The 25,111-nt window shown below is 37.5% G+C and carries 17 protein-coding genes; 12 read left to right on the top strand and 5 right to left on the bottom strand.

All coding sequences use genetic code 11. The features are described 5' to 3' along the window. The first annotated feature begins 98 nt into the window (after window positions 1–98). On the top strand, window positions 99–683 hold the full coding sequence (locus tag HWV02_RS07570; RefSeq protein ID WP_211690059.1) for a superoxide dismutase: 585 nt from the start codon (window positions 99–101) through the stop codon (window positions 681–683). Between the two features lie 296 nt (window positions 684–979). Here HWV02_RS07570 and recR read toward each other — a convergent pair whose 3' ends face one another. Beyond that, window positions 980–1,582: a recombination mediator RecR gene (gene recR / locus HWV02_RS07565; RefSeq protein ID WP_211690058.1), complete on the bottom strand. Its 603-nt coding sequence runs from the start codon at window positions 1,580–1,582 to the stop codon at window positions 980–982. 333 nt (window positions 1,583–1,915) lie between these two features. Between recR and HWV02_RS07560 the strand changes: the two genes are divergently transcribed. The 5 genes from HWV02_RS07560 (at window position 1,916) to HWV02_RS07540 (ending at window position 5,343) form a co-directional block, all read left to right on the top strand. After that, window positions 1,916–2,206: a J domain-containing protein gene (locus tag HWV02_RS07560; protein WP_211674770.1), complete on the top strand. Its 291-nt coding sequence runs from the start codon at window positions 1,916–1,918 to the stop codon at window positions 2,204–2,206. 13 nt (window positions 2,207–2,219) lie between these two features. Next, on the top strand, window positions 2,220–2,705 hold the full coding sequence (locus HWV02_RS07555; RefSeq protein ID WP_211690057.1) for a hypothetical protein: 486 nt from the start codon (window positions 2,220–2,222) through the stop codon (window positions 2,703–2,705). After that, entirely contained in the window at window positions 2,705–3,466 is a 762-nt protein-coding gene (locus HWV02_RS07550) for a hypothetical protein (RefSeq protein ID WP_211679160.1), read from the top strand. Before HWV02_RS07555 ends, HWV02_RS07550 begins: the two co-directional genes overlap by 1 nt. Window positions 3,467–3,477: 11 nt before the next feature. After that, window positions 3,478–4,371: a hypothetical protein gene (locus tag HWV02_RS07545; protein WP_211690056.1), complete on the top strand. Its 894-nt coding sequence runs from the start codon at window positions 3,478–3,480 to the stop codon at window positions 4,369–4,371. 177 nt (window positions 4,372–4,548) lie between these two features. After that, complete coding sequence (locus HWV02_RS07540) at window positions 4,549–5,343, top strand: trans-aconitate 2-methyltransferase (protein WP_211690055.1); 795 nt, start codon at window positions 4,549–4,551, stop codon at window positions 5,341–5,343. A 182-nt stretch (window positions 5,344–5,525) separates the two neighbouring features. Here HWV02_RS07540 and HWV02_RS07535 read toward each other — a convergent pair whose 3' ends face one another. Beyond that, window positions 5,526–13,421 carry a LamG domain-containing protein gene (locus tag HWV02_RS07535; RefSeq protein WP_211690054.1) on the bottom strand — a complete coding sequence of 2,632 codons (7,896 nt, stop codon included), beginning with the start codon at window positions 13,419–13,421 and terminating at the stop codon, window positions 5,526–5,528. Window positions 13,422–13,859: 438 nt separating this feature from the next. On the opposite strand from HWV02_RS07535, the gene HWV02_RS07530 reads away from it, so the two are divergent. The 4 genes from HWV02_RS07530 to HWV02_RS07515 all read left to right on the top strand — a co-directional run bounded on the left by HWV02_RS07530 (window position 13,860) and on the right by HWV02_RS07515 (window position 18,279). Further along, window positions 13,860–14,141: a hypothetical protein gene (locus HWV02_RS07530; protein WP_211690053.1), complete on the top strand. Its 282-nt coding sequence runs from the start codon at window positions 13,860–13,862 to the stop codon at window positions 14,139–14,141. Window positions 14,142–15,483: 1,342 nt separating this feature from the next. After that, complete coding sequence (locus HWV02_RS07525; RefSeq protein WP_211679155.1) at window positions 15,484–16,683, top strand: MFS transporter; 1,200 nt, start codon at window positions 15,484–15,486, stop codon at window positions 16,681–16,683. A 37-nt stretch (window positions 16,684–16,720) separates the two neighbouring features. Then, the gene (locus HWV02_RS07520) at window positions 16,721–17,470 is read left to right on the top strand and encodes a trans-aconitate 2-methyltransferase (protein ID WP_211690052.1); all 750 of its coding nucleotides are present in this window, start codon (window positions 16,721–16,723) and stop codon (window positions 17,468–17,470) included. A 101-nt stretch (window positions 17,471–17,571) separates the two neighbouring features. Continuing rightward, window positions 17,572–18,279 carry an ester cyclase gene (locus HWV02_RS07515; RefSeq protein ID WP_211690051.1) on the top strand — a complete coding sequence of 236 codons (708 nt, stop codon included), beginning with the start codon at window positions 17,572–17,574 and terminating at the stop codon, window positions 18,277–18,279. Between the two features lie 138 nt (window positions 18,280–18,417). On the opposite strand, the gene HWV02_RS07510 is transcribed toward HWV02_RS07515, so the two are convergent. From HWV02_RS07510 to apt, 3 genes are all read right to left on the bottom strand, one after another. Beyond that, a complete protein-coding gene (locus HWV02_RS07510) occupies window positions 18,418–18,747 on the bottom strand; it encodes a YbaB/EbfC family nucleoid-associated protein (RefSeq protein ID WP_017220587.1) in 330 nt (109 codons plus the stop codon). A 117-nt stretch (window positions 18,748–18,864) separates the two neighbouring features. Further along, window positions 18,865–21,255, bottom strand: a complete 2,391-nt coding sequence (gene dnaX / locus HWV02_RS07505) for a DNA polymerase III subunit gamma/tau (RefSeq protein WP_211690050.1) — start codon at window positions 21,253–21,255, stop codon at window positions 18,865–18,867. 123 nt (window positions 21,256–21,378) lie between these two features. Then, entirely contained in the window at window positions 21,379–21,924 is a 546-nt protein-coding gene (gene apt, locus HWV02_RS07500) for an adenine phosphoribosyltransferase (protein WP_211679151.1), read from the bottom strand. 230 nt (window positions 21,925–22,154) lie between these two features. On the opposite strand from apt, the gene dusC reads away from it, so the two are divergent. Next, the gene (gene dusC / locus HWV02_RS07495; protein ID WP_211679150.1) at window positions 22,155–23,093 is read left to right on the top strand and encodes a tRNA dihydrouridine(16) synthase DusC; all 939 of its coding nucleotides are present in this window, start codon (window positions 22,155–22,157) and stop codon (window positions 23,091–23,093) included. A gap of 90 nt (window positions 23,094–23,183) precedes the next feature. Continuing rightward, window positions 23,184–25,094, top strand: coding sequence for an HD domain-containing phosphohydrolase (locus tag HWV02_RS07490; RefSeq protein ID WP_211679149.1), 1,911 nt, complete (start codon window positions 23,184–23,186; stop codon window positions 25,092–25,094). The last annotated feature ends 17 nt before the right edge of the window (window positions 25,095–25,111 follow it).

Here is a 25,111-nt window from a genome sequence, read left to right as displayed (position 1 = left end):
CTTGAATATATTCAACGCTAGCGTTAGTATTCCTCCAATAATTAAATCAATAATGAGCAATGGATAGCTTTTAGCTATCAATAAATAAGGAAATACCTATGAGTATTACACTACCAGCTTTACCGTACGCACAAGATGCACTTGAACCACATATCTCTGCTGAGACTCTTTCTTTTCACTACGGCAAACACCACAACACTTACGTGGTTAAGCTTAACGGTCTAATCGAAGGCACACCGCTTGCTGAAAAATCATTAGAAGAGATTGTTAAATCTTCTGAAGGTCCTGTTTTCAATAACGCAGCACAAGTTTGGAACCACACATTCTACTGGAACAGCCTTACTCCAAGTGCAAAAGGTCAACCAGAAGGCGCATTAGCTGACGCTATCAACGCTAAATTCGGTTCTTTCGAAGCATTCCAAACAGCATTCAATGACAAAGCAGTAAACAACTTCGGTTCAAGCTGGACTTGGTTAGTTAAAAACGCTGAAGGCGAATTAGAAATCGTTAACACTTCTAACGCTGGTACTCCTATCACTGAAGCTGGTGTTACACCACTAATCACAGTTGACCTGTGGGAACACGCTTACTACATTGATTACCGTAACCTACGTCCTAGCTACCTTAATGGTTTCTGGGCACTAGCTAACTGGGATTTCGCTGCCGCTAACTTCGCAGCTTAATTAACCTATTAGTCCTAGGTTCGTCTTACATTAGACTATAATAAAAACCGATAGTGTAAGTTATACACTATCGGTTTTTTGTAAGTAGGCTAGTATTACTAGTGCTAAATTGCTATGCTTTACCCCATCAGATTAATGACAAGGATGTTATTACTTAACTCTTAAGACTGAGGTCTCTATGAATTTTAGTAATACATTCAAAGCAATATTAACATTATCTATCCCAGCAACAATGATGTTTACTGTTCTCTACTTATCAATCAACTAACTTAATTACTAACAGTATCAACTAACAATCAGCTGATTAGCTGTCGACCAAGTAATGAATGGGACAAGGTCGTTCCATCTACATACTCTAATTCACCACCCACTGGAACGCCATGCGCAATACGGCTTGCTTTAACGCCATATTCTTGTGCTATTTCAGCAATATAATAGGCAGTAGCTTCGCCTTCAACGGTAGGATTCGTTGCTAAAATAAGCTCTTCATAGCGACCTGATGCTAATAACTCAGCTAGTTTATCTAAGCCTATTTCACCCGGTCCGATACCATCTAATGGTGATAAGTGACCCATGAGTACAAAATATTGACCACTAAATTGATTGGTTTGTTCAATCGCCGCAACATCAGCAGGGCCTTCAACAACACAAAGTGTCTTTTCACTTTGACGTTTAGAGTTTGCGCAAATAGCACAGATATCTAATTCAGTCAGCGTATTACACTGCTGGCAATGACCAATCTCAATCATTGCCTTCTCTAAAGAATGCGCCAAAGATACAGCATTATCACGCTTGCGTTCTAAAATATGAAAAGCGATACGCTGTGCAGACTTAGGGCCTACACCCGGTAAAATTTGTAGATCATTAATCAGCTGATCTAGCAAGGGACTGAACTTCATTTATAACTCCAAAAAGAAAACCTGCTCAAGCCGGATTTCGCATCTATATTGAGCGCAATACTACATTAAATCGGATGTTTTAGCATATAATTTTACCACCTACGTGACTTGCATTTTGGACTTGTTCATACTTGAAGTTCCGTTAAAATGACCATAAATACAAATGGAATAAGGAGAAAACAGAGGAGTATAAACCTTATGACTGTTTATAAGCGACTAAGTAAGGCTATTAAGCCACAACAATATTCGATTTTGTGTTGTGCTCTGACCTTTCAGCCGTTAAACTTCTGCCTCCCAAATTATTGGTTGAGCTAATCTGCCACAGGTAACATTATGATTAACCACTTTAGTGTGCTTGGTATCAAGCCGAATGCAAATGAAGACGACGTTAAGAAAGCCTACAAACGTCTATCGAATCGGTTTCACCCTGATAAATTACTCGGCGCATCAGACGATGAGAGAGTGCATGCTGAAGCTCAGCTGCTACGAGTAAGAAATGCGTATGAAGTACTTTCAAATCCGAAGCTAAAACGCGAGTTTGTAAAAAACTTCAGTAACGTAATCGTGACCGACCCTGCCGCCGCTATGCGCGAGCTGTGGGACCAATTTTACCCAATAAGTTAATTTCAGAGTATTCATGGCGACAGCAATAGATTTCGAACGTATTGAACAATTAAAAGAAGACGCATATAGCAATATCGAGTCGTATAACGATCCCGACACTCCTAATGCACTCGAGCAGTTTACTAGCCAAATGAAGGCTGTTTTACTAGCAGACCCTAAGTTACTCGCATCTGTGCCAGAGTATCTGCCGATTGCACTTTATGATAAAGTAAAGTTTCCAGCTGAAGCAAAAATCAAGTGGGCTCAATGGATAAAAGAAGGCATTCTACCTGAATGGAATGAGTTTAAAACAACCGTTGCTTTTAATAATGCTGATATACCGCTTGTTTTAGCTGCTCGTGGTCACTCGGAAACGTTATTAATAGAAAGCTGTATTGTTCTCTTCTTATTATCAAATGAGAACCTGTCTACTCCAGCTAGTCAAGATCATGATGACTACCTCGAAGACGAAGAAGAAGGCTATTACGATCAATTTGATGAGGAAGAGGAAGAGCAATAATGAATAGCTTAATTGAAACAGCCGTAATCGAGATCAAACAACTTGCAGATGTAGAACCTCAACAGGCAAGTAAGAAATTTGAGTTAATGGCTAATACTATGACTGATGACGTTTTAGTTGAAGTGATCGAGCAGATGGATATCGTGACCTTAACACAGATAAACAGTCACCATGATATTTCTTGTCCTTCTATCATGTCAGAATTGATGACACCTGAACAGATCCGCGATATCGTTTGCCAGCAACCCCTATACTGGGAAGAAAAAGTAAAAAACAATGCAGATGAGCTAATTCAGCATACATTTGATTTTTTAACTTACCTTATCCGAATTCAAAATACAGAAGCAAAGCAGACAGCTATTTTAGAATGTATTGCTGAAGACCAAGCAGGTCTTTTTTATCTATCGATCCCTTTCATTGAATATCTGTTAGCTCCAAAAGTAGAAGCTGAACGTCAAAGTCACATCACTGATAACTATGATGATGAAGATGATGGCGAAACTGTGGGTTATACAGGACGTAGTGCTGAAGAAGAGGCACACAGTTTAAGTATTGACGATCCACGTAGTCTACTCGCCTTGATCCGTGAACTTGCACCTGATGTTGAAAAATCAATTAAGAATTTACTACGTAGCGAAAATTCAAGCTGGGTAGCTATCATCGACAGTTTCGTCAATGAATTAGTGCTTCAAGCAAAAGAGAAGAATGAAGTTGATGATGAATACGCTGAAGTAGATGACATGTTTAGTTTTCTTGATTAAGGATCCCGCGAATGCAAATTGTAGTAAGAGACGGCAATCAAGGACCTTTTTTAAGTAAAGTTCTCGATTACGGTCAAGCAGAAGCACGATTAGATGAAGCACAACTTGCAGAAATTAAAAGCAAGGCTGTACTAATGAGCCTTAAACTAGCAGATAAATTTTATAATAAACACAAGATGCACCTGCTAGAAAATGCAGCTTTCGATGTAATCGGTGTAGCAAGCTTAGGATTAATGTCACTAAGTAATCACGACCTTGCTCATGCTCTTAAACTGCTCTTAGCACCAAACGGGGTTGTAAAATCCTTCCAAAAAGGTTGGAGTATGCTAAGCCGTGTCAGCAAATATAAGCTGAGCGGTAAATCTGTATATGGGGACATAGACCCGACTTTACTCGATAAAATATCAACGCCGAGTGATGCAGATGAATGGCAGGGCTGGCAGAGTTATCAAGACGCGCTGTTAGAGTTTAACCGTGAAGAGTCTATTGCATGCTTATTAAAGCAATTCTATGCGCAATCAAGCTACGATCCTTTAGATTGTTTAAGCCTTGAATGCGTGTTTGCGGAAGTGGTACTGTACCGTCTATTTTTTGGTCCCGTTAAAGTAAAACCAGATCTTAAGCAACGCGTAGCGAAAATTGAACTTGAAGACGTCTGGTTCTCGATTGAACATCTTGATCAACAAATTAAGCTGACGTTGTCCGAGTTGCCATCGCCACTTGCCGAGACCATAAAGATTGAGCTAGGTCAGTACTTTACGCCAGGTCTACTACGCACATTAACGTTTGCTAAAAACTACCGGGATTTACGCTTAAAGGATGCGAGTCCAGAGCGATTAGAGCGATTTGAATATAAAGAAGGGCTAACAGGTTTGTTAGGTTGGCCAGTCTATATCGTGATGTGATATCTATAAAGATTCACAGGATTAACGAATAATAAAAAGCGGGAATATCCAATCGGGTATTCCTACTTTTTTATACCCTCGATAATTTTTAGACTATCAAAGACCAATCTTAAATGTTGTCATAAAACATTGATATAAAATGGTATGATATTGTATTTTTAAGTCGAGGCGTCAATAATGGAATATGAAACAGAGTACTCAATTAATAATATTGTTCAGCAAGATGCTGCGAATTACCTGATTAATATGATTGATCATGTCCAACCAAAACGAATTCTAGATATCGGTTGCGGTAGTGGGAATGTAACTCATAAATTAAACTTAAAATATCCGAATGCAATAATTGATGCCATAGACCCATCATCAAAAATGATTCATATTGCTAAGAATAACTACCCAGCATCAAAATTAAATTTTATATGTCAAAAAATTGAAGATTTTACGCCTGAATATGACTATGATTTAATTTTTTCTAATTCATCTTTTCAGTGGTGGGAACGACATGATATTGCATTAAGTCGAATTGCTGATTTACTCGCTCCGAATGGCGTTGTAGCAATTCAAACACCATACAGAGACTTATGGTGCGAAGAAATAATAATACTTGTAGAGCAAGTTTTTAATACGCATTTCCCGGAGTTATACCAAAATTTCAAGTTTCCTTGCTTACATTTAGAAACAAGAGAACAATTTCAAGATCTCCTATTACATTCGGGGCTAACGCCTTCCACAATTAAAGCGCATAGTTTCACTTATAATGTGACTAGTGAAGAGCTATTCAAAATCTTTAAATCTGGCGCGGTCAAAGTCTATACTTCTAGTGATAATTTTGACGTAGAAGTACCTAAATATTTTCAGACTGATTTTCTTAAAAAATTCAAATCATTAATCAGTAATGATAATGTACAGTCAACATTGTCATTACATCGGATGCTATTATTTTGTTGTCATTCTCCGCAAACTGAAGATTAGGCTTCTCAATAATTATACAATCTGATCAAACTTTATTGTTACTTTTGAGAAATGATCAAACTACTTTGCCTTCTGACAACTGAAACCGTGTAATTAACTAACCTTAATTACACGCATAAAAAAGCAGAATACATCAAGATTTACCATGATATATTCTGCTTGTTAACAGGTTAATTTATGTATTAATCAGCAGATGCTATCGAATTCATCCCTTCATAATAGTCAGATAAACAATGAACCACTTCCTCATGATGCGGTAACATTTCTGGCATATGCAATGCTAATACTTTCTTAACGTCTTTAGAAAAAGCAGTCGCATTAACACTTTTATTTTTAATCAGCGGATCTAGTCGCTTAATCAGCTCCCAATTACTGTTGATATTAATTTTCTTCATCGCCTGTACAATAGGCTCAGCAGTATTATTAACAACATCAGGCAGGATTCGACTGGCAAAAGTAACAATATGCTGGATCCTCCAACATGGTGGTGTTTTTTCCGTTTGTCTCGCCTCACGTAATGCAATTGCACTTGGGTGCGAACTTTCAGTCAACCATAATGGATCGATCACGGTATCATACAACTCCGTAAAGTTCTTTTCGTCAGATCTTAAATAGAAGGTCATCCAACGATAAGCATCCATACGCCCAACAGTATTCACTGGTTCTCCGTCTTTATAAATAGGTTTACCAGTCTCTGGCTCATGACATTGCATATCACCAGAACAAGTTACGTTCGCGTCTATCGAGAAAAATTGTGATGATTCTTTTGATTTAGATTGTGTTAAATTCAATTTCCCACTTAAACTCGCATCCATTTCCAAAGAAAAAGCAGCACTCGCCACATCAAGTTCAAACTGAGTATTGAAGCTATCACTACTTGCAAAAGAATAATTACCACTGGCTGTTTCTTGCAAAACATCCATCGTATCGTGGGTTTCTTGAAAGATCCCACCATCTGCAGTCCAAATATATGTGTTCGCTATATTTCGTTTAGAAAATTTATCCGCTAAGCCTAAATTTTCTGACGCTGCACCAGATTTCATCGCCTCGTTAAAGCTAGAAATTGTAGGTTCAACACCAAATCCAGTGGAGAAATTAGCTGTTAATGCCGATGACAAGCCTTGAACACTTTTCATCGCACCATTCAAAGGCCCATTTTTTAAGGGTGCTGCGCCATAATTTTTATAATAGGTTGCAAGCTCTTGCTGCTCACGCTCAATTTTACGCTTTAACGCAAATGCTTTTTTAGGCTTATAATAGCTGTGTTCACCCGGCTGTGTGGCATTTGGATAATCAGGATCACACATAACATGTCCCGATTTATCATAGCCCATTTTACCATCGATGGTACCCTGCTTCACATAGTTAGGATTAAGGGGAAATGAAATAACATTCCAATCCTTAGCTACGTCCTTCGTTGGTTGGAATCGATATGAAACGAGCGCTTTATTATGCTCGAGACGCAACGCAAAGATATCAGCCACTTCAGATTGAACAATAGCAAAGCCAACACTTGCTGGTAACCAACGTCGTCCGATTTCAGGGTTCCCCATATTAGAGGGGTCTTCCCAAGCACCACCTAATGATGCTGAAAAGCTACGCGTTATGGTTGTGCCTATCGATGAGGTTTTATCTTCAACCCAGCCACCACTCGATTCAAATCCTCTTGTTCCCCCGGCAGTAAGGCCAAACCGAGCAGGAATAGAAATACCAATACCCAATGGTGCAATTAAGTTTTCTATCTCAGCTTCAATACCTGCACTCATTGTTGCTTCAAATGAAGAATCAAAACCATGCTCTCTCGATGCAGAATAATTGTAATCAACCTCAGTGGCTTGAGTAAACTCAATAAAAGAACCATCACCTTCATAAATACCTGTACCCGTACCCGCAGTGCCGTATGTCATGTTTTCACTTGGTATCGGTGGTGTACCTTCCATATAGCCCACAATCTGAGGATCAAATTGTGCTTGCCCAGCCCACTCTGTAATTAAATTGCCAACTTTGTGCCCTGTTACTAATTTCCACTGCCCCTTCTCAATATAGGTATAACAACGTTTCATTACCCCTTTTAACTCATTATCTGAGCCATACTGAAGATCGGCATATTCTTGTACTGCCGGAGAGCCATCAATAGAAATATGGAATGGTGAATCAAGTGCTGTGACAGCTGAACGTATTTGAGCAAGATTTTGTGACACTGGAGCAGTTGATATTTGACGTTTTGCTATATGCTGACGTTCATGCTGGATCAAGTTATTTTGTCTATATCCTGAATCAAAAATGTCACCAATTTCATCATTATCATTGTTATTAAATGTGTAATAACTGATCAGATCTTGTTTTTCACCTGTGAGGCGTGTAAACAAATTATCTAAAAGTTGCTCCTGTGTTCGAGCCGTTTTCCAAATACGAATTTCATCAATATCTCCTTTGTAGTTGTCCTCAGGCCCTTCATCTGTTCGCCTTGCACCTAAGCTAAATTCTGATGCGGTCGTGTTATTCAACACGAGAGAATGATCATATGATAATGTGCTCGTATTTAAAGGCGTTCCGTTCATGTACAAAGAAAGCGTGTTGCCTGCATAATCCGGGTTTTTAATCCAACAAGCACCATTAATTTGGGCATGGTTACCACCCGCAGAATCAAATGCTTTATTACCCTGCTTATCATCTAGCTTCCAGTAGGCCATAATGCCTTGGCTATCAACACTTATAGGGTTAAATAACTCAACTTCTGTCAATGCATGACCCCATATTCTTAGCTCAGACATGATCCCCATAAAGTTATGCTGTTCTTGGTAAGGATCGGCTCCGATCGTAATATTTTCATTGTTACCAGGTATTTTTATGTCAGAAAATCCCTGCTCTGCAACTAAAATATCATCGACATACAAGCAAATGTTATAGTTAGTATCAACACCACCACTACTTGGAATATTAATTTCTAAGCTAGAAAGTGCTTCCGCATTAATCGTACCAGTCTTACCGAGTAAACCATCAACCGGATTAGCAAATGTTTTCCGCTTAGTCACCGCAATACGATAAAATTCATTAGGTTGGATTATTTGTTGTAGTGAATGAAGTTTGTGTGTCAACCCCTGAGTATCCTGGAAAGAAAAAGTAAGCATCCCCCCGTTATCAATACTGAGGCTATAAGGGCAAGGTTCAGCAGAATAAAGAGAACCTTTACTGATTATAGTGTGTTTATGATTAATATCATTAACACTGATATAGGCTTCTATCGTCAGCGCATCCTGGCGGTTTAAGTTTGCCGAATGAGTAACATTAAGCATATCGCCTTGTTTGAATTCGAGCGCATAAGATTGTTTATATATCGCGGCTAAATGAGCCCAATAATCAGCTGAGAATTTTCTATCACTTAACTCCCAGCGATTACCGACACCAGTAAAAATTTGGTATGAAGAAAATGCAGATTCTGTACTTCTTGGATTACCTTTTATTTGAGCTGTAATATCTTGATTACATTTATCATTAATACGATTATTTTCAAACGTCCAATAAGCGAGTAAGCTATTTACTTCATGATTACTCAACGTCGTGTGCATATTATTATTGATTTCATCCGTTGTACGAACATGATCCCAAATACGCAGTTCGTCCAATCGGCCACTCAGTAATTTATCTTCTGCCCAATTACTCTTACCAATATAGCTTGTCATTCTTGGTATATTGACAGGTAAAACCAATTGTTCCGAGCCAATTAACGTACCATTTTTGTAAACATGCACAAAACCCGATTTATCAAAACTAACGGCTAAATGAAACCACGTCTTAGCTTCTAATACATCAATACAATCAAAAGAATACTTTTCTTCGCCCTGACGCACATTAATATAAAGTGCACGATTATCTTTGCCATTAGAGATAATAATGTTGTCAGACTTGTTATTAGAAAAATCTATAATTCTGGACCAATTTCGAAGTTCATCATAATAAACCCAGGTTTCCAATGTAAAACCATTAGAGTAATCTAAATCTAAACCGGGTAAAGAGATAAAATCTGAGGAACCATTAAGTTTTAACGCCGTATCTTGCGCGTTGTTTAATAACCCAAGTCGATACCCTGAATCTTGAACGACTTTGTCTTTAGCGGCGGTTATGAAATATTGTGCTGGTGCAGAGCTTGAATTGCGAGGACTTCCCACTACCTTGCAATCAATACGATTGCCGTTCGCTTCTTTGGCTTGATTATTTTCAAAGCGCAAGTAAGTCAATAAACCTTCGGTACCAAGATGTAAACGCTGCCATGTAAATTGCTTAATCTCTGATTCTGTTCTGCAATGATCCCAAATGCGGAATTCATCAATACTGCCACTAAATCCATAGTATCCCAGGCCTCCATCAGCAATATTATTTTTTGCACGGGGTATATTATTAGGTACAGCGAGCAATTTAGAGGTTACTTTTCTACCATTTACATAAAGAGTAGTAAGACCGGAGCTATCAACGGAAATAGAAAGGAGCATCCATTCCTGTAACTTTAGCCGTTCCTTAGTTATAAAATTATAATTACGATCATTTTTAATAATACTGAAATAAAAACCCTCGTTGTCTAGACAACACAAGTGGATATTATCAGGTGGATAACTAAAATCGCCTCCATTTCCTAACTCGAAAATCTTGCTCCAGTTTTCAGCTCTATCAACAAATAACCATGCTTCAATCGTAAACCCATTCGAATAATCAAAATCAACTTCTGATAGTTCAATGTGATCATTTACTCCATCAAAGTGTAATGCCGTATTCGGTGTGTCTAATATAGATAAGTGACTTTGCGGATAAAGATAAATAGCAGGCGAAGATGCTGTTGTTTTAGGGACACCATGGGGAGTTAACTTGAAATTCCGATATTGACTAATTTCAGTCGCGCCATCAGCATTAAAATCCAAATGAACATTTAACCCTGGTGTTTTTGGTGGTAGTCTACGCTGGAAATTGTCTAAAATTTCTTGCTTCGAGCGTGTATGTCCCCAAAGACGAAATTCATCAATTTTTCCATTAAAGAGTTTGGCACCAGACCACGCTTTTTTAGCTATATAATTTTCACGTCGAACTAAATTATCCGGCAATACCATCTGTTGCTGGCCAATTTTGGTGCCATTCTTATAGGCGGTCGCAAAGCCTGAATCATCAAAGCTAAATGCTAAGTGTAACCAGCAATTTTTTTCTAATGTTGCTCTTAAAACAAAATCATGCGTTTTGCTATTTTTCGCAATTCGAAAGATAAGATCGTTCGTTGTACCAATATGACTTAATATAATGCTTTGACCACTGGTCGCCCCATTACCAAATTCCATTATCGGTGAGTGATTATTGAAATTATCAAAATACACCCATGTTTCCAATGCGAATCCTTTAGAATAATCTAAGTCCACATCAGATATCTCGATATAATCATTTATACCGTCAAATGACATAGCGCCATGAGTTCGTTGAGCTAAATTAGTGGCCGTTTCAACCTCTAAATTCGATACTTTCATTTCATTTTTTACAGGAGATGCAAGCGTACTTTCAGGTTGGCCTTTAACCACACATGAAATATTTTTCCAACTTAAATCCTTCACTTTATTATCACTAAAGCAGAGGTAAGTTGATAAACACGGTTCATAACCTGTTAACCGATTGTCTTTATTACCTTTTATTTCCTCAGCCGTTCTAGCATACGTCCAAATTCGAAACTCATCGATTTTACCATAAAAGAGTTCAGCATCCGTTCCTTTGCCAATATAAGTCTGGCTACGAGGAAGGTTATTCGGTAATGCCATCTGCTTAGTACCAATCTCACTCCCATTCTTATAGACAGTAACAAATCCAGAACAATCGAAGGTTATCGCTAAATGCAACCAGCTTCTTCCATCCAGTGCTGATTTTAATATAAGTCTGTGTGTATCAGGACCTTTCGTTACTAATAATAACAAGTCATTAGAATTGTCAATATTAGCTACCACAATATTGTCGATACCCGGCCCATTACTAAGTTCTATAATTCGTGAACGAGTATTGAACCCATCAAAATAAACCCATGTTTCAAATGTGAAACCATTAGAATAGTCTATATCTAAATAAGGCATTTCTATGTAATCGTGCTTACCATCAAATGATAATGAAGAATTCTCTCCTCTTTCTTCTGTTACATGGTTAACATCTTGCCGATTATAGTCAACAATGTAAGAAGCGCCTTTCTTTCTATCTGGCTTAATCCATGTTTCAACAGTTAATTCATCATTAAACTGAGTTGATTCAAGTTGAGACAGGGGTAAATAAAAGTGATCGCCATCACCATTAAAGTGTCGTGACATACCGGGTTCGTCAACCTTCCATTTAGAAGAGGTACCTGTCTGGACAGTTTCTGCTTGACCATTTTGTATCATAATACCAGATTCAAGTGCACTCACAGAGAATAGCAATGAGCCCTTGTGTAAAGAAAACTGGCCATTATTCAGTAGGGTATTGTTATCAGATACATTTTTTTTATAATCATAGTCTTTGTTAATACCATTTAACGTTTGCGCAAATGCCAAACTTTCCCGTGGCACTTTATTCCATATTTCACTCGGCAACCGGATGTCTGAATTTGGAATTAATACCCGGCATAACCCTGCATTGCCTTCTTCATCGGTGATATGTATTGTACTATTGTTAATATTTTCAGAAGCAACCGATGCACGGAATGTTACGATTGTCGTATCACCCGCAGATAGCGTTAAGTGATTACGTGTCAAATTAGTATCATAATAGGCACAGCTAAATTTATTATCTTCATCTTTAAAGTATAAAGACAAGTCACCAGTTGCACTATCAAATAAGTAAGGGCTAGTATCCGTTTGCGCAAAGCCTAATACTGAACCACTCACGGTTAACCTAGCGTCATCCATATAAAAATATTCATTAACCGAACTTAATTTATCCTGAGCAAGGTTAATTTTCGGTAATGTGATATTTTCAGGCACGGTAGTAAGCAAGCCAAATCGAGAAACTGCAAAATCAAGATTAGCAATGAAGGTGCTACTATTAGCCTCTTCTTTAACCCCTGTACACATCATAATACGCGCACTTTTCTTAAGCGGGTTTTGCTCTTTATGTTTTTCTTGCTGGTAGTATAACGTCGTAGATATACCCGTCTCAATCGAAAGATTATTGAAAGCAACACTGGATTTATTCAGTGCAAGGTCATCCCCACCTTCACCCTTAGTATCAAATAATCCATCTTCTGATTGTTTAAGGTTAAATAGGTCGATATTATGTGATAGTTTGTTATAACTAAAAAATTGCCAACGGTTATTTTCTGCGACTTGCGTTGGTAGTAGTAATACATTAAATTGACCATTTCTTAAATTAGAAATAAAGTCCAGCTCTTGGGTTGGTTCAAAAAATACATTTCCTGACATATCTTTCGAACCTAAGCAATCTTTGCTGCTATCAGGTTGGCTTTTATGGCCACTACGACGAAAACGCACTTCTTGCTTCGCAAAAATATTAATATCAGATAACACAAATCGATCGCATAATAATGTGTTATTAACCAAAGGGACATTACTTCCTCCTCGGCCTTTAACAAGGTCTTCATGATCTCGGATCGCCGTACTATCGCCAGAGTTGAGTTTGAATGTCATACCCAAATGACTCGGCTCTATAGACTGCCTAAATAAATATAAATATTTATTATCAGAGATAACCTGAAAAGGTGCATCTGCTGTAAAACGGGCTGTTGAAGAAAGAAAATAGTCCAGTTCATCAGATGCTAAAGGCTCAGATGACTCAGTACGCGTTCCTTTTTTAACTCGTGGTATTTTAGCGCTACCAGCAATAGAGAAACCGGATTGTGCAATTTCATTCGTAAATTGAAGTTCTTTAAGATCATCAGACCAATAATTAACGTCTAAATGACCACGTTCATCATCGCCATGGGCAAGATCTAAAACGGTGTACCATATACGACATTCACTATCCATAGCAAAACCAATCACTGCGCCTTTATGGCTAACTAACGTCGGATATTTGTAATTTTTATCCGCATACTTTTTGATGAAACTATCCATTTTTACATTATTCATAAATAACTATACTTCCTTATATGTTATAAACGCGATTTAAATATAAATTAATCTATCTCCATACATCAACTCAACAGCTAATGACATATATCAACTCATTATGTTGCGTGAATGAATAATCCCGCACCAAGAAAAAGTGATCAATCAATGCAAGCAACTGTTCTATAAACAATATGTCATATTTAAATCTTAAATAAAAGCAAATTAAGCCAACGCCAGATAGCTTTTTTGATCGGTATGAAGTGGTCAAGAAACAGCAGAAGTATTGACTACTTACAAAATCAGGCTCAATCCCAATGTAATCGTCGTCGGAAATACCCGCTTTTTTACACCCACAGATAGCGCTTAGCATATCCAATGAATATCCTATTCACGTCATACATAATATATTGCAATATACAAAATGCAGTCGCTATAAGTTACACTTCGGATCAGGGAATGTTAGTAACAGATAAAGCTCATATATTAATACGCATTGCCGCAGGGTATACTGAATCTCATGAATATAATCAAACGTTCTTATCTGTACTTTTTACACTGTTTATAACTTTTTTACTCCTAGCTATACCAATGTCACCAGCTCCAGTGACTACCTTCAATACAGTACAGCCAGCTGGAATTTTAATTTTTCCATTAACATTCATTATTATTGATTCGGTAAATGAGTTATTTGGATACAGAGAAAGTAAAACGATAACTGCTCAATATCAGGTTAGTTAAAGTGAGTTTATCACCTCTAACCAGAGGGCCTAATTCATTGTGACACTTCAGGAAATTAGATACTGGAGACCACGATAGATCGTTATAGAAAACGGCGATATATCGGTATAAAACGCTAAATAAAGTCATTAGACTAGGTATGACTGAAAGAAACACAAGTATTTAGATTTACATAAAAAAGGGAGGAGCAAGCCTCTAACTTATTTGATCAACAACGCTAGTTAAAACTACTAGGGCTAATCATAGCCCTTTCTAATTATTAGCATACGTACCAATAAATATTATTCAACTTGAAATATACGATTACTCACTTGCATCAACTTTATTTTAATAAATAGATTACCAACATAAACTGTAATGTAAAAAATAATAAACAATGATAAATAATCTTTATATCCCATTCAGATGATCCAGAAAGAAATTTATTAATACGATTACGATAAACAACTAATATATAAATTAAGCCAACTAAAATGATAACGAATAATATTAAAATAATGATGACGAATGTTTCAAATATCACTGTATCCACATTTAAATCTAAATTTGTATACATTGACAACAAAAGTCAATGTATAATATAAAAGTATTAACCATTAACTTTTATAACAAATCATACTCGCCGTTAATTTTAATTTCGTGTCTTCGTAGCTAATTTCAGCGGGATAAATAGTATGGTTAAGAGGGTCTGTAATTTATCATTCAATAACTAAAATTTAAATTAGCTAATGATGATTTTTTTATTATAAACAAATTCCGCCAAAAAAATGTACCCAAAAAATGGGGACGGAAATTACCAGTGTAAAAATGGCTGTTTAACCGATCCTAATCACCTCATGGCCGCTATATCGGGAATGGGATGATGTGAGCCATCAAGAACTCAAACCCAAAATAATGACTCTGCAATTGCTATGGAAAGAATACAGAGAACGAAACAGCAATAAATTCTACAGTTACAATCACTTCTGCCGATTATATTAAATATGGCTTGGCTGTCAAAAACCATCGACGCGATAACAACGCCAAGTTGAGCTAGTCTTGATTTTTCATATCGCTTACTCCAATTTACATGCAATAAGTAAATCAAATTTTTAACGTTAAGTTGAGCTATGTTCTCGTTAGCTCAAATTATAACCTTAAATTAACAGGTTAAAATATCGCTAAAGTGCCTCCCTGTGATATTTTACCTCGAATTAGATAGTTCCGTTACTTCCCCCTATCTAAACTACCCAAAAAGGGTACCCTCTCGCCAAGATTGTAAGTAGGTTGCAAATAAGTAGCAACCTAGCTTGCTTCGTAATGAGTCAAACAATTGTAGTTATTATAATAAATAGGGGGTACTTTGGTTACTTGGAAAAGAAGATTAGGTATTATTTCTGGTAATATTTTTGAATACTATGATATTGCTGTTTATGGTGTTATCTATGTTTATATCGCTGAAAATTTTTTTTCTAATTCCTCTCTTGAACAATCTATTATTTTTGTATGGGGAATTTTTGCAATCCGATTTTTAATGAGACCTATTGGTGGTTTTATTATTGGACTTTATGCTGATCAATATGGAAGGAAAAAAGCTTTAATCCTAACGAGTTCTCTTATTGGTGTAGCAACCATTTCAATGGCTATACTCCCAACTTACTCTCAAATAGGGATTGCGGCACCACTTATTCTATTACTTCTTCAAATGATACAGTCATTTTGTTTTGGTGGTGAATATCCGGTAATAATATGTTATCTACTTGAGACATCAAAAAAAGAAAGTAAGACTAAAGTCTCAGCTTTAATTGTCGCGAGTTGTTTGGTTGGTGTCCTCATGGCGCAATCACTCATCTTGATTTTAGAATATAACTTATCTAGAGAAGAAATGGTTGACTTTGGATGGCGAATCCCACTATTTCTAGGTATTTTCAATATAGTATTGAGCTTTTATTTTAAATTCAAATTAGTTGATAAAGTTCCACTGGCAGTCAATAAGAGTAGATACAAGGTTGATAAAAAATCAATTCTTAAGGTCTTTTTAATTTCAATACCTGCTGGAATTGTATTTTATGTGAATGCCACTGCAGGACGGATTCTAATCAATGTGATAGATCCTAGTGATGCTGTTAAATTATCATTCCCACTTTTAAGTAATGTTTTTTTTATTATATTTATAGTATTTGTTGGTTGGTTATTTGATCGATATAGTTCATCAAAAAAAGCAATGGATCTAGGTGTATATTGCTTAATTATATTATCAGCACCTCTCTATGCAATTCTAGATACAGGAAATGTGGTGTATTTGGTTATAGCTAATACAGGGTTACTTTTCATTTCCGCATTGATTCTAGCACCTACATGCGCAGTGATTTTCTCTCAAGTAAAAGGGACACATAAGGCTGTTTCATTAGGGGTTGGATTTAATTCTGCATTATCTATCTTTGGTGGTATTACGCCATTAGTTATAACATTATTATCACCTTATGAACTAAAATATACCGGACTTATTATAGGTCTTTTTGGATTTACATATTTATATTCAATGAGAATTAAAAGTAGCTAACTCATATAAATAGTTTAATGACATAGGAGTAAAACACGTGATTTTAAATTGGCATGCTGGGGATTATTCAAAGAACTCAGAAGTACAAAAGCTATTATCCTTTGAACTCATAGATAAAGAACAACTTGAAAATAAAAGCATTATGGATATTGGCTGTGGGGACGGAGCTATAACATCGTATTTACAAAAAAAATCTAAAAAAAAGGTTTTAGGTGTTGATTTGTCCATAGACATGCTTAATTTTGCAAAGAAAAATTACCCCGAATGTAGGTTTATAATGCAGGATGTAAGTACATTAAGTATCGAAGAAAAGTTCAACGTTATTACTAGTTTCAATTGTTTACATTGGGTTTCGGATCTAAAAAAAGCATTGGAACTTATTTATAAATCATTAGATAAATCAGGTCGTTTTTTAGGCCTGATATATCCTAGGTGTGAACATCTTTGGAAAGCATCTGAAAATATTGCCGTTTATGAAAAGTATAAGCAGTACTTTTCATCTTTTACAAATCCTTATTTTTTTTATTCGGCTTCAAACTTAGAATTATTTTTAAGCGAAGTAGGATTTGAGAATATAAAGATTAAAGTTGAAACCCGTACACATCACTTTCATAACGACAATTTATTTCTACGTTACATAAGCTGTTGGATGCCACATATGCAAGTAGCTCCACCTGAATTTGTAACTGATTGGATTTATGAATTTAGACGGCTAACTAACCAACACGAAGAAAGCATTAATATGGTTTATGATGTTATTACATTCAATTGTGTTGCTCAAGATTAATTTTATAAACACCTATAAAGTAAATAGTATGTTCTTATTTTATTTAGTTTTTTTATAATTTAACATTTCCATTAATATTTTGTTTTAAAAAAAGGGATTTTATGTCGACATATAAAGATGGGTTAATTAATGATTCCAGACAATTTATGGAATTAATTTGGAGTGAAAAAAATGTTAATGATATACCAAACATAATGTCACACAATACTATAATAGGAAGCCCAGTAAAGTTAAGTGTAGGATATGAGCCTTTTATTAACACGCTGAATTCTTGGTTCAGAGCTTTCCCAGTATTGAATTATAAAGAAAACTCAATTGATTTTTTTGAAGATTCTATTATTATTAATTGGGAGTGTAGAGGTAAACATCTAGGCGAATTTTTATCAGTCTCAGCAACTGGAAATTCAATTTTCTACGAAGGAGAAACTAAGCTTACTTTTCAAGATAAAAAAATAATTAATTATCAAGCCGATGTTAATATGAATAAATTAATAAATCAGATTTCACATGCTGATTTATCTTCACAATACATTACGAATGATAATATAAACTTTTATAAAGTCATTAATAAAATATGGAATAAAAATTTATCTAACCGTCAAATAGAATGCCTTTCACTTTCAACATTAAATATTACCACTAAAGGAATCGCTAAACTATTATGCATTGGAGCAAGTTCTGTTGATACTCATTTAAAAAGAGCATTTTATTTACTAGGTATAAGTAATAAAAAGATGTTCATGTCTTATATTATAGAGAATAATACAATAGAACTTGTTGTTCGTATTGCTTTGCATCTTAGGCTCTAGGTTCTCAGAGTCACTAATTGGCCAAGCATTCACTCAACGCGGATACATTACATTTTGAATGGGGTAACTTGACCCCAGCTTAACCCCAAAGGGAAAAGCCGAGGCCAATTAATTGATCGATATTAAATATCAGTCAACTTAGAAAGGCATTTTCATACCTGGTGGTAATTTCATACCACCGGTAACGTCAGCCATTCTTGATTTGTTTTCTTCTTCAACACGACGAGCAGCATCGTTGATAGCAGCAGCGATTAGATCTTCTAACATTTCTTTATCGTCTTCCATCAATTCAGGATCGATTTGTACACGACGTACGTTATGGCTACCAGTCATAGTGATTTTAACCATGCCAGCACCTGATTCCCCAACTACTTCCATATTAGCTAAGTCTTCTTGTACTTTAGCCATTTTGTCTTGCATTTGTTGAGCCTGCTTCATTAGCCCGCCCATTCCGCCTTTACCGAACATATTAAACTCTCTTTCTATCTGACTGTCGCGAACAACAATAAATAAATACCGATTGTTTCGCACTGAATACTCATACTATATGGGTATCATTTAAAAAAAATCAAGGTTACTAAATTTTTATAACGGCACAATTGAACTATCATCAACAACAGCGCCAAGACGGTTCATAAAGAACTGAATATACTTATCATCATACAAGTTTTTAGTCGCATTCGCTAAACGTTGTTGATAAATTATTTCTTCTAGTTGCGCTGGCGTTGATTTGTTTGGGTTTTCACCAAAGTTGATTACTAACTCCACTGGCTCAGCTAACACTTGTTGCAGCGCTTCACTTAACTGCTGGCGTGACTTGTCATTAGCAAAGTATCGTTGGTCTGGACTCATGGTCAAAGTAATACGACCAGGTTCCTGTTCCATCACACTGTGCAGCGCCAATTGGCGGACACGCCCACCTAAACTCATCTGATTAATGTAGCAACACCATGGGTCTGTTTCATCACGCAGCTTATTATCTAGCGGTGCCGTTGCCGTCGATTTACCTGACTTTTGTGGCTGAAAAGCGGGTGATAAATCATTGATATCAACCTTAACCTGACTAAAGCGATCAATTTGACGAACGACGGGTTCAGCAAAGCCTTGCGGTGGATAAGTATTCGACTCTGGCATTTGGTTATGATAATCGCCCTGCCCTTGATCTGGATAACTGCCTTGATCTTGATACGAATCCAGCGGAGGTAGATCTTGCCATGCAGGTGCAGACTGTGATTGCTGCTGTTGCATATTTTGTCTAACAGGTGCTACCGCTTTTTTCGGCGGTACATACGACGATGGAGCCTGTTCACTCTTCGCCGCTGTCGACTTTTTTGCAGTTGTACCTAAACGACTGCGTAAAAAATTACGTGTTTTACGACCTTGATCGACGCTGTTTTCAGCTACTGACGCTTGCGCAGGAGTTTGACTCTGCGGTTGCTGCTGTTGAGTTGTATTTACTTGCTCATTCTGGATAGGTACGGCTTGTGTCGGCGACATATCCATCGGTTGTGGCGCGTATTCTGCTGCTGCGTTATTTTCTTGTGCAACGCTATTCTGTTGTTCAAAACTGTTTTGCGGCGCGCTATTAGTTTGCGGCGCAACATAGTTCTGTGGAGCGATACTTGGCGGCTCAACCTGTGCAGCTGTATAGCCTTGCGGTTCAAGAGCTTGCGCTTCAACATGGCCCATAGCTTGCGCAGCTTGTAATAGCTCGTTTTGCTCTAGGTTTAAATTCGTAACCGCTTCATCAGTCACTTCAACAAATGGAACTGCTGGTTGTTGCGTTGATTCTTGTATAGGTTGCTGTATTTTCTGCGGCGCTTGTTCAATCTGTGCTGCAACCACAGTTTCCGTCACAGCTGGCGTCACATCCCTTTCTGGCGCTTGTAAACGACCTTGTGGGCGGAACGCTAGCATACGTAATATCGTCATTTCTAACGCACTACGTGGGTCTGGTGCAAGTGGCAGTTCTTTACGACCAGTCAATGTGATTTGATAATATAACTGTACATCTTCTGGTGACATTTCATCACTCAAGGCTTTCACTTTATCGGCATGTTCAGTATCAACCACTGACGACGGTAAAATCTGCGCCATAGCAATACGGTGTAACAAACTTGCTAATTCTACATGTAATTGGTCAAAATCAGGTCCTAACGAACTCACCTCGGCAATCTTCGCCATGCAGTTATTAGCATCACCACTGACAATTAAACGCAGTAATTGCAACATATGGCTGTGATCTAACGTGCCCAACATATCTAACACAGTTTGGTGTAATACTTCACCTGCGCCGTGAGACAAGGCTTGATCTGTCAAACTCAATGCATCACGCATACTGCCATCGGCCGCTTTGGCGATTGAGTTCAATGCTGACAATTCATATTGGCAATGTTCGCGCGATAAAATATGCACCAACTGCTGAGAAATCTGCTCAGTCGTTAGGCTTTTTAAATGAAATTGCAAACAACGCGATAAGATCGTAATAGGCAGTTTTTGTGGATCGGTTGTCGCTAGCAAGAACTTCACATATTCTGGTGGTTCTTCTAACGTTTTTAATAGCGCATTAAAACTGTGCTTAGAAAGCATGTGTACTTCATCGATTAAGTACACCTTAAAACGACCACGAGCTGGCTTATACTGCACGTTATCAAGTAACTCACGGGTATCTTCAACTTTGGTACGTGATGCCGCATCAATTTCGAGTAGATCAACATAAGAACCTTGATCAATCTCGACACACGTTGAACATTCGCCACAAGGTTTACTGGTGATCCCTTTTTCACAGTTTAAGCTCTTCGCTAAAATGCGGGCGATCGTTGTTTTACCAACACCGCGAGTACCACTGAGCAAATAAGCATGGTGTAAACGATCTTGCTCTAGCGCATTAACTAAAGCGGTCAGCACATGTTGTTGACCAACAACTTGCTGAAAATTATGCGGGCGCCATTTACGCGCTAAAACTTGATAACTCATAACAGTTCAATGATTACTTAATATTGATAAGCACTAATATGCTCGGGACTGAAAATAGCTGGCAGTCGACCACCAGCTAATCATGATAATTACAATTATTACTGTTATTACAATGACAGCGGATTATTCGCCGTCAAAATCAACTAATTTGGTAATATTAACATTAAGATTATTTAATACAGTTTCACCACCAAGATCGGGTAATGAGATAACAAATGCAGCATCTTCAACGATACCACCAAGCTGACGAATTAAAGAAACCGTCGCGGCAACAGTACCACCTGTCGCTAATAAATCATCAACGATAAGTACTTTATCACCTGCATCTACAGCATCAACATGGATCTGTAACGTATCAGTACCGTATTCAAGCTCATAGCTTTGCTCGATAGTTTTACGCGGTAATTTGTTTGGTTTACGTACTAAAATAAAGCCTAAACCAAGCGCTTTAGCAAGCGGAGCACCGAAAATAAAACCACGCGCTTCAGTACCCGCAATTTTTGTAAAACCAGCATCTTTAAAACGTTCAGCAAGTAAGTCGATTGTCGCTGAAAATGCAGGACCGTTTTCAACTAAGCTTGTTACATCACGGAAGATAATGCCTGCTTTCGGGTAGTCTGGAATTGATTTAATACTGTTTTTAATAAACCCGAGTGTATCTTGGTTCATGTTTCAACCTGTTAATTTGATGAGCGATATGTCATATCACCAAATAATTTGGGTATAAAACATGTGCTCATATAAAAATAATATTAGGGATAAATTTTATGTAACTGCTTGTTGATATGCAAGCAAGTATTAAGATTCCCCCCCCTTTTGAAGAAATTATTATACGATAAATTTGGCAATTATGGTGAATTCTGTTTTAATCGCTCATTTTGCCAACGCAGGACAATAACATGCGCGTAGTTTTAGCCCCTATGGAGGGCGTTGTTGACAATTTGATGCGCGAGTTACTGACAGCGCAAGGCGGTTACGATTTGTGCGTAACCGAGTTTATTCGAGTCGTCGAACAGTTATTACCAGAAAAGATCTTTTACCGTTATTGCGCCGAATTAAAGAATGGTTGCCGTACACAGGCAGGTACCCCTGTCCGCATTCAATTATTAGGGCAACATCCAGAATGGATGGCAGAAAATGCCGTTCGTGCCATTGACCTTGGTTCTCACGGCTTAGATATCAACTTTGGCTGTCCGGCGAAACAAGTCAATAAGTCATCTGGTGGTGCGGCATGTTTACGTGAACCTGAACTTGTATATCAAATCGTGAAACAAGTGCGAGAAGCGGTACCTTCGGAGCACATTGTCAGCGCTAAGATCCGTTTAGGCTGGGAAGACAGTAATCATAAGTTAGAAATCGCCGATGCAGTGCAACAAGCGGGGGCCAATGAACTGACAGTACATGGTCGAACCAAAGCCGATGGTTATCGCGCAGCAGCGATTAACTGGGAAGCTATTGCCGAAATTAAACAACACGTTTCAATTCCGGTTATCGCTAATGGTGAGATTTGGAATCATGCCGATGGTCAACGTTGCATAGAAGTGACTGGTTGTAACGACTTAATGGTCGGTCGCGGTGCATTAAATTTACCAAATTTAGGTGAAGTGGTTAAATACAACAAAGCGCCCATGCCTTGGGCTGATGTAGTCACTTTATTGAGGAACTACTGCCAATTAGAGATTCGTGGTGATAAAGAGAAGTATCTACCCAACAGAATAAAACAATGGTTTAGCTATCTACGTAAGCAGTATCCTGAAGCGGTCGACTTATTTACCCAATTAAGAGCCTTACGTCAGTCAGAGGAAGTGATTAATACACTAAACAATTACCGAGTGTGATCGCTTAAGCGAACTTGACTCGATTAAATCTCGATGTTAATAATAGTGTTCAACTCGATATCTTATGCATAATTCAAGGATGAATTACCATTGCGTATTACCATAAAGAAAGCCCTTATTAGCGGTGTGATCCTACTGCAATTTGTTACGTTAACGACGCTATTAGTGTCGAGCTATATCTCGAATCAACGTTCATTCAATTCTCATGCCCACAAGTTAATGATTGATTATGCAGACAATGTTATCAACAACTCGAAACGTTTTCTTGATACTGCAGCAGCAACGACATTATTAAGCAGAGAATTACTCAGCTCAGATGTGTTATCAATTGACCGACCCGAAGATCTTGGTTTATATTTTTTTCAACAACTAAAACAATCACCACACATCTCAGGGATCTACTTTGCAAATACAAGTGGCACCTTTGTATATGTGCAACGTGAGCAAGGCTTCAATGAACCATTGTTCTCACGAAAATACATTACATTTGATACCAACAATATCTTAGAATCATCACATCTCTACACCCATGATAATAACTTTACACAGCTTTCCGTAAAAGAAATAACCAAAGAAGCTTACGATCCCCGAGACCGTATTTGGTTTAATAAAGCACTCGATAACGATGCCTTATCTTGGACTGACCCTTATGTATTTTTCTCTTCACGTAAGCCTGGTATCACCAGTTCAATGCCTGTTTATGGCAAAGATAACCAATTAATTGGTGTTGTAGGTGTCGATTTATCCTTAGCCACTATTTCATCCTTTTTTGATAACCTTGATCTAGGAGAAAGTAGCACCGCGTTTGTCACTAATCGACTTGGCGAAATCATTGCGTATCCAGACCAAAAAATTATTCAAGATACCGCAAATGAAAGTTTACGCTTTCCACGCATCAATGAAATCAAAAATCCAATCGCCTTAACGGCTTGGCAAGCACTGCAAGAAAAAACCCAGCTATTTTCGACTGGAAGCACAGCGACAACCGTTACATTTAATTTCGATAATAATAAATATCATGGCTTATTTAAAGAGTTTACACATCACAAATGGCCTTGGATAATCGCTATTTACATGCCTGAAAAATTTTTTCTCAATGAGTTAATTGATAATCAAAAACTGAATATTCTATTTGGCTTAGTGATCAGTATCATCGCCTGTTTAACCTCATTCTTTTTCATTAATCACATTACAGATTCACTCCGAAAAATAAAAATAATTGCTGAAAATATTCGTTGTGGCCAATTTATTAAGACGAATATATCGGAATCCACCTTTGTAGAATTACAGCAAACGCAATACGCGTTTAATAATATGATCGATAGTTTAATTACATCACGCAAAGAAAATGAACAACTGCATTTAATGCTAGAAAAAACCAATGCCGAAACCATAACTCGGCTTGGACTTGCGACAGAATATAAGAATGATTCATCATCTAATCACATTCGACGCGTTTCACGTTATTGTGAATTAATTGCGTTAAACATGGGCATGCCGAAAGGCAAAGCAAAAGAATTACGCGCCGCCGCAAAACTACATGACTTAGGGAAGATAGGCATTCCGGAGCAAATATTATCAAAACCCGCGGCATTAACAATGCAAGAGTGGGCAGTGATGAAAACAGCGCCAATTATCGGTGCAAAAATTTTGCAAGATGCCGAATCAGCAACGCTTAAAGTAGCCCATGATATTGCGCTAACCTTACACGAACATTGGGATGGGCGTGGTTATCCCAACCAATTGCAATACCATGATATACCATTATCCGCGCGTATTGTGGCAGTTGTCGATACCTTTGATACCATGATACATCCCCGTTGCTATAAAAATGCAATCCCCATTGAAATCGCAATTAATAAGGTCCGAGAATTATCCGGTAGCAAGTTCGATCCAAGTGTGATAGCTGCATTTGATCATTGTTTAATGGATATATTGAACATTTATAAGCAATTATCACCGAGTATTGAAGTTCATCAACTTCCTCGGCGATGCCAATAGACGGTATTTTGTAAACT

The sequence above is a fragment of the Moritella sp. 28 genome, assembly GCF_018219435.1.
Lineage (GTDB): Bacteria > Pseudomonadota > Gammaproteobacteria > Enterobacterales > Moritellaceae > Moritella.
Note: the sequence above shows the minus strand (reverse complement) of the source record. Positions and strands in the feature narration are given on the sequence as shown.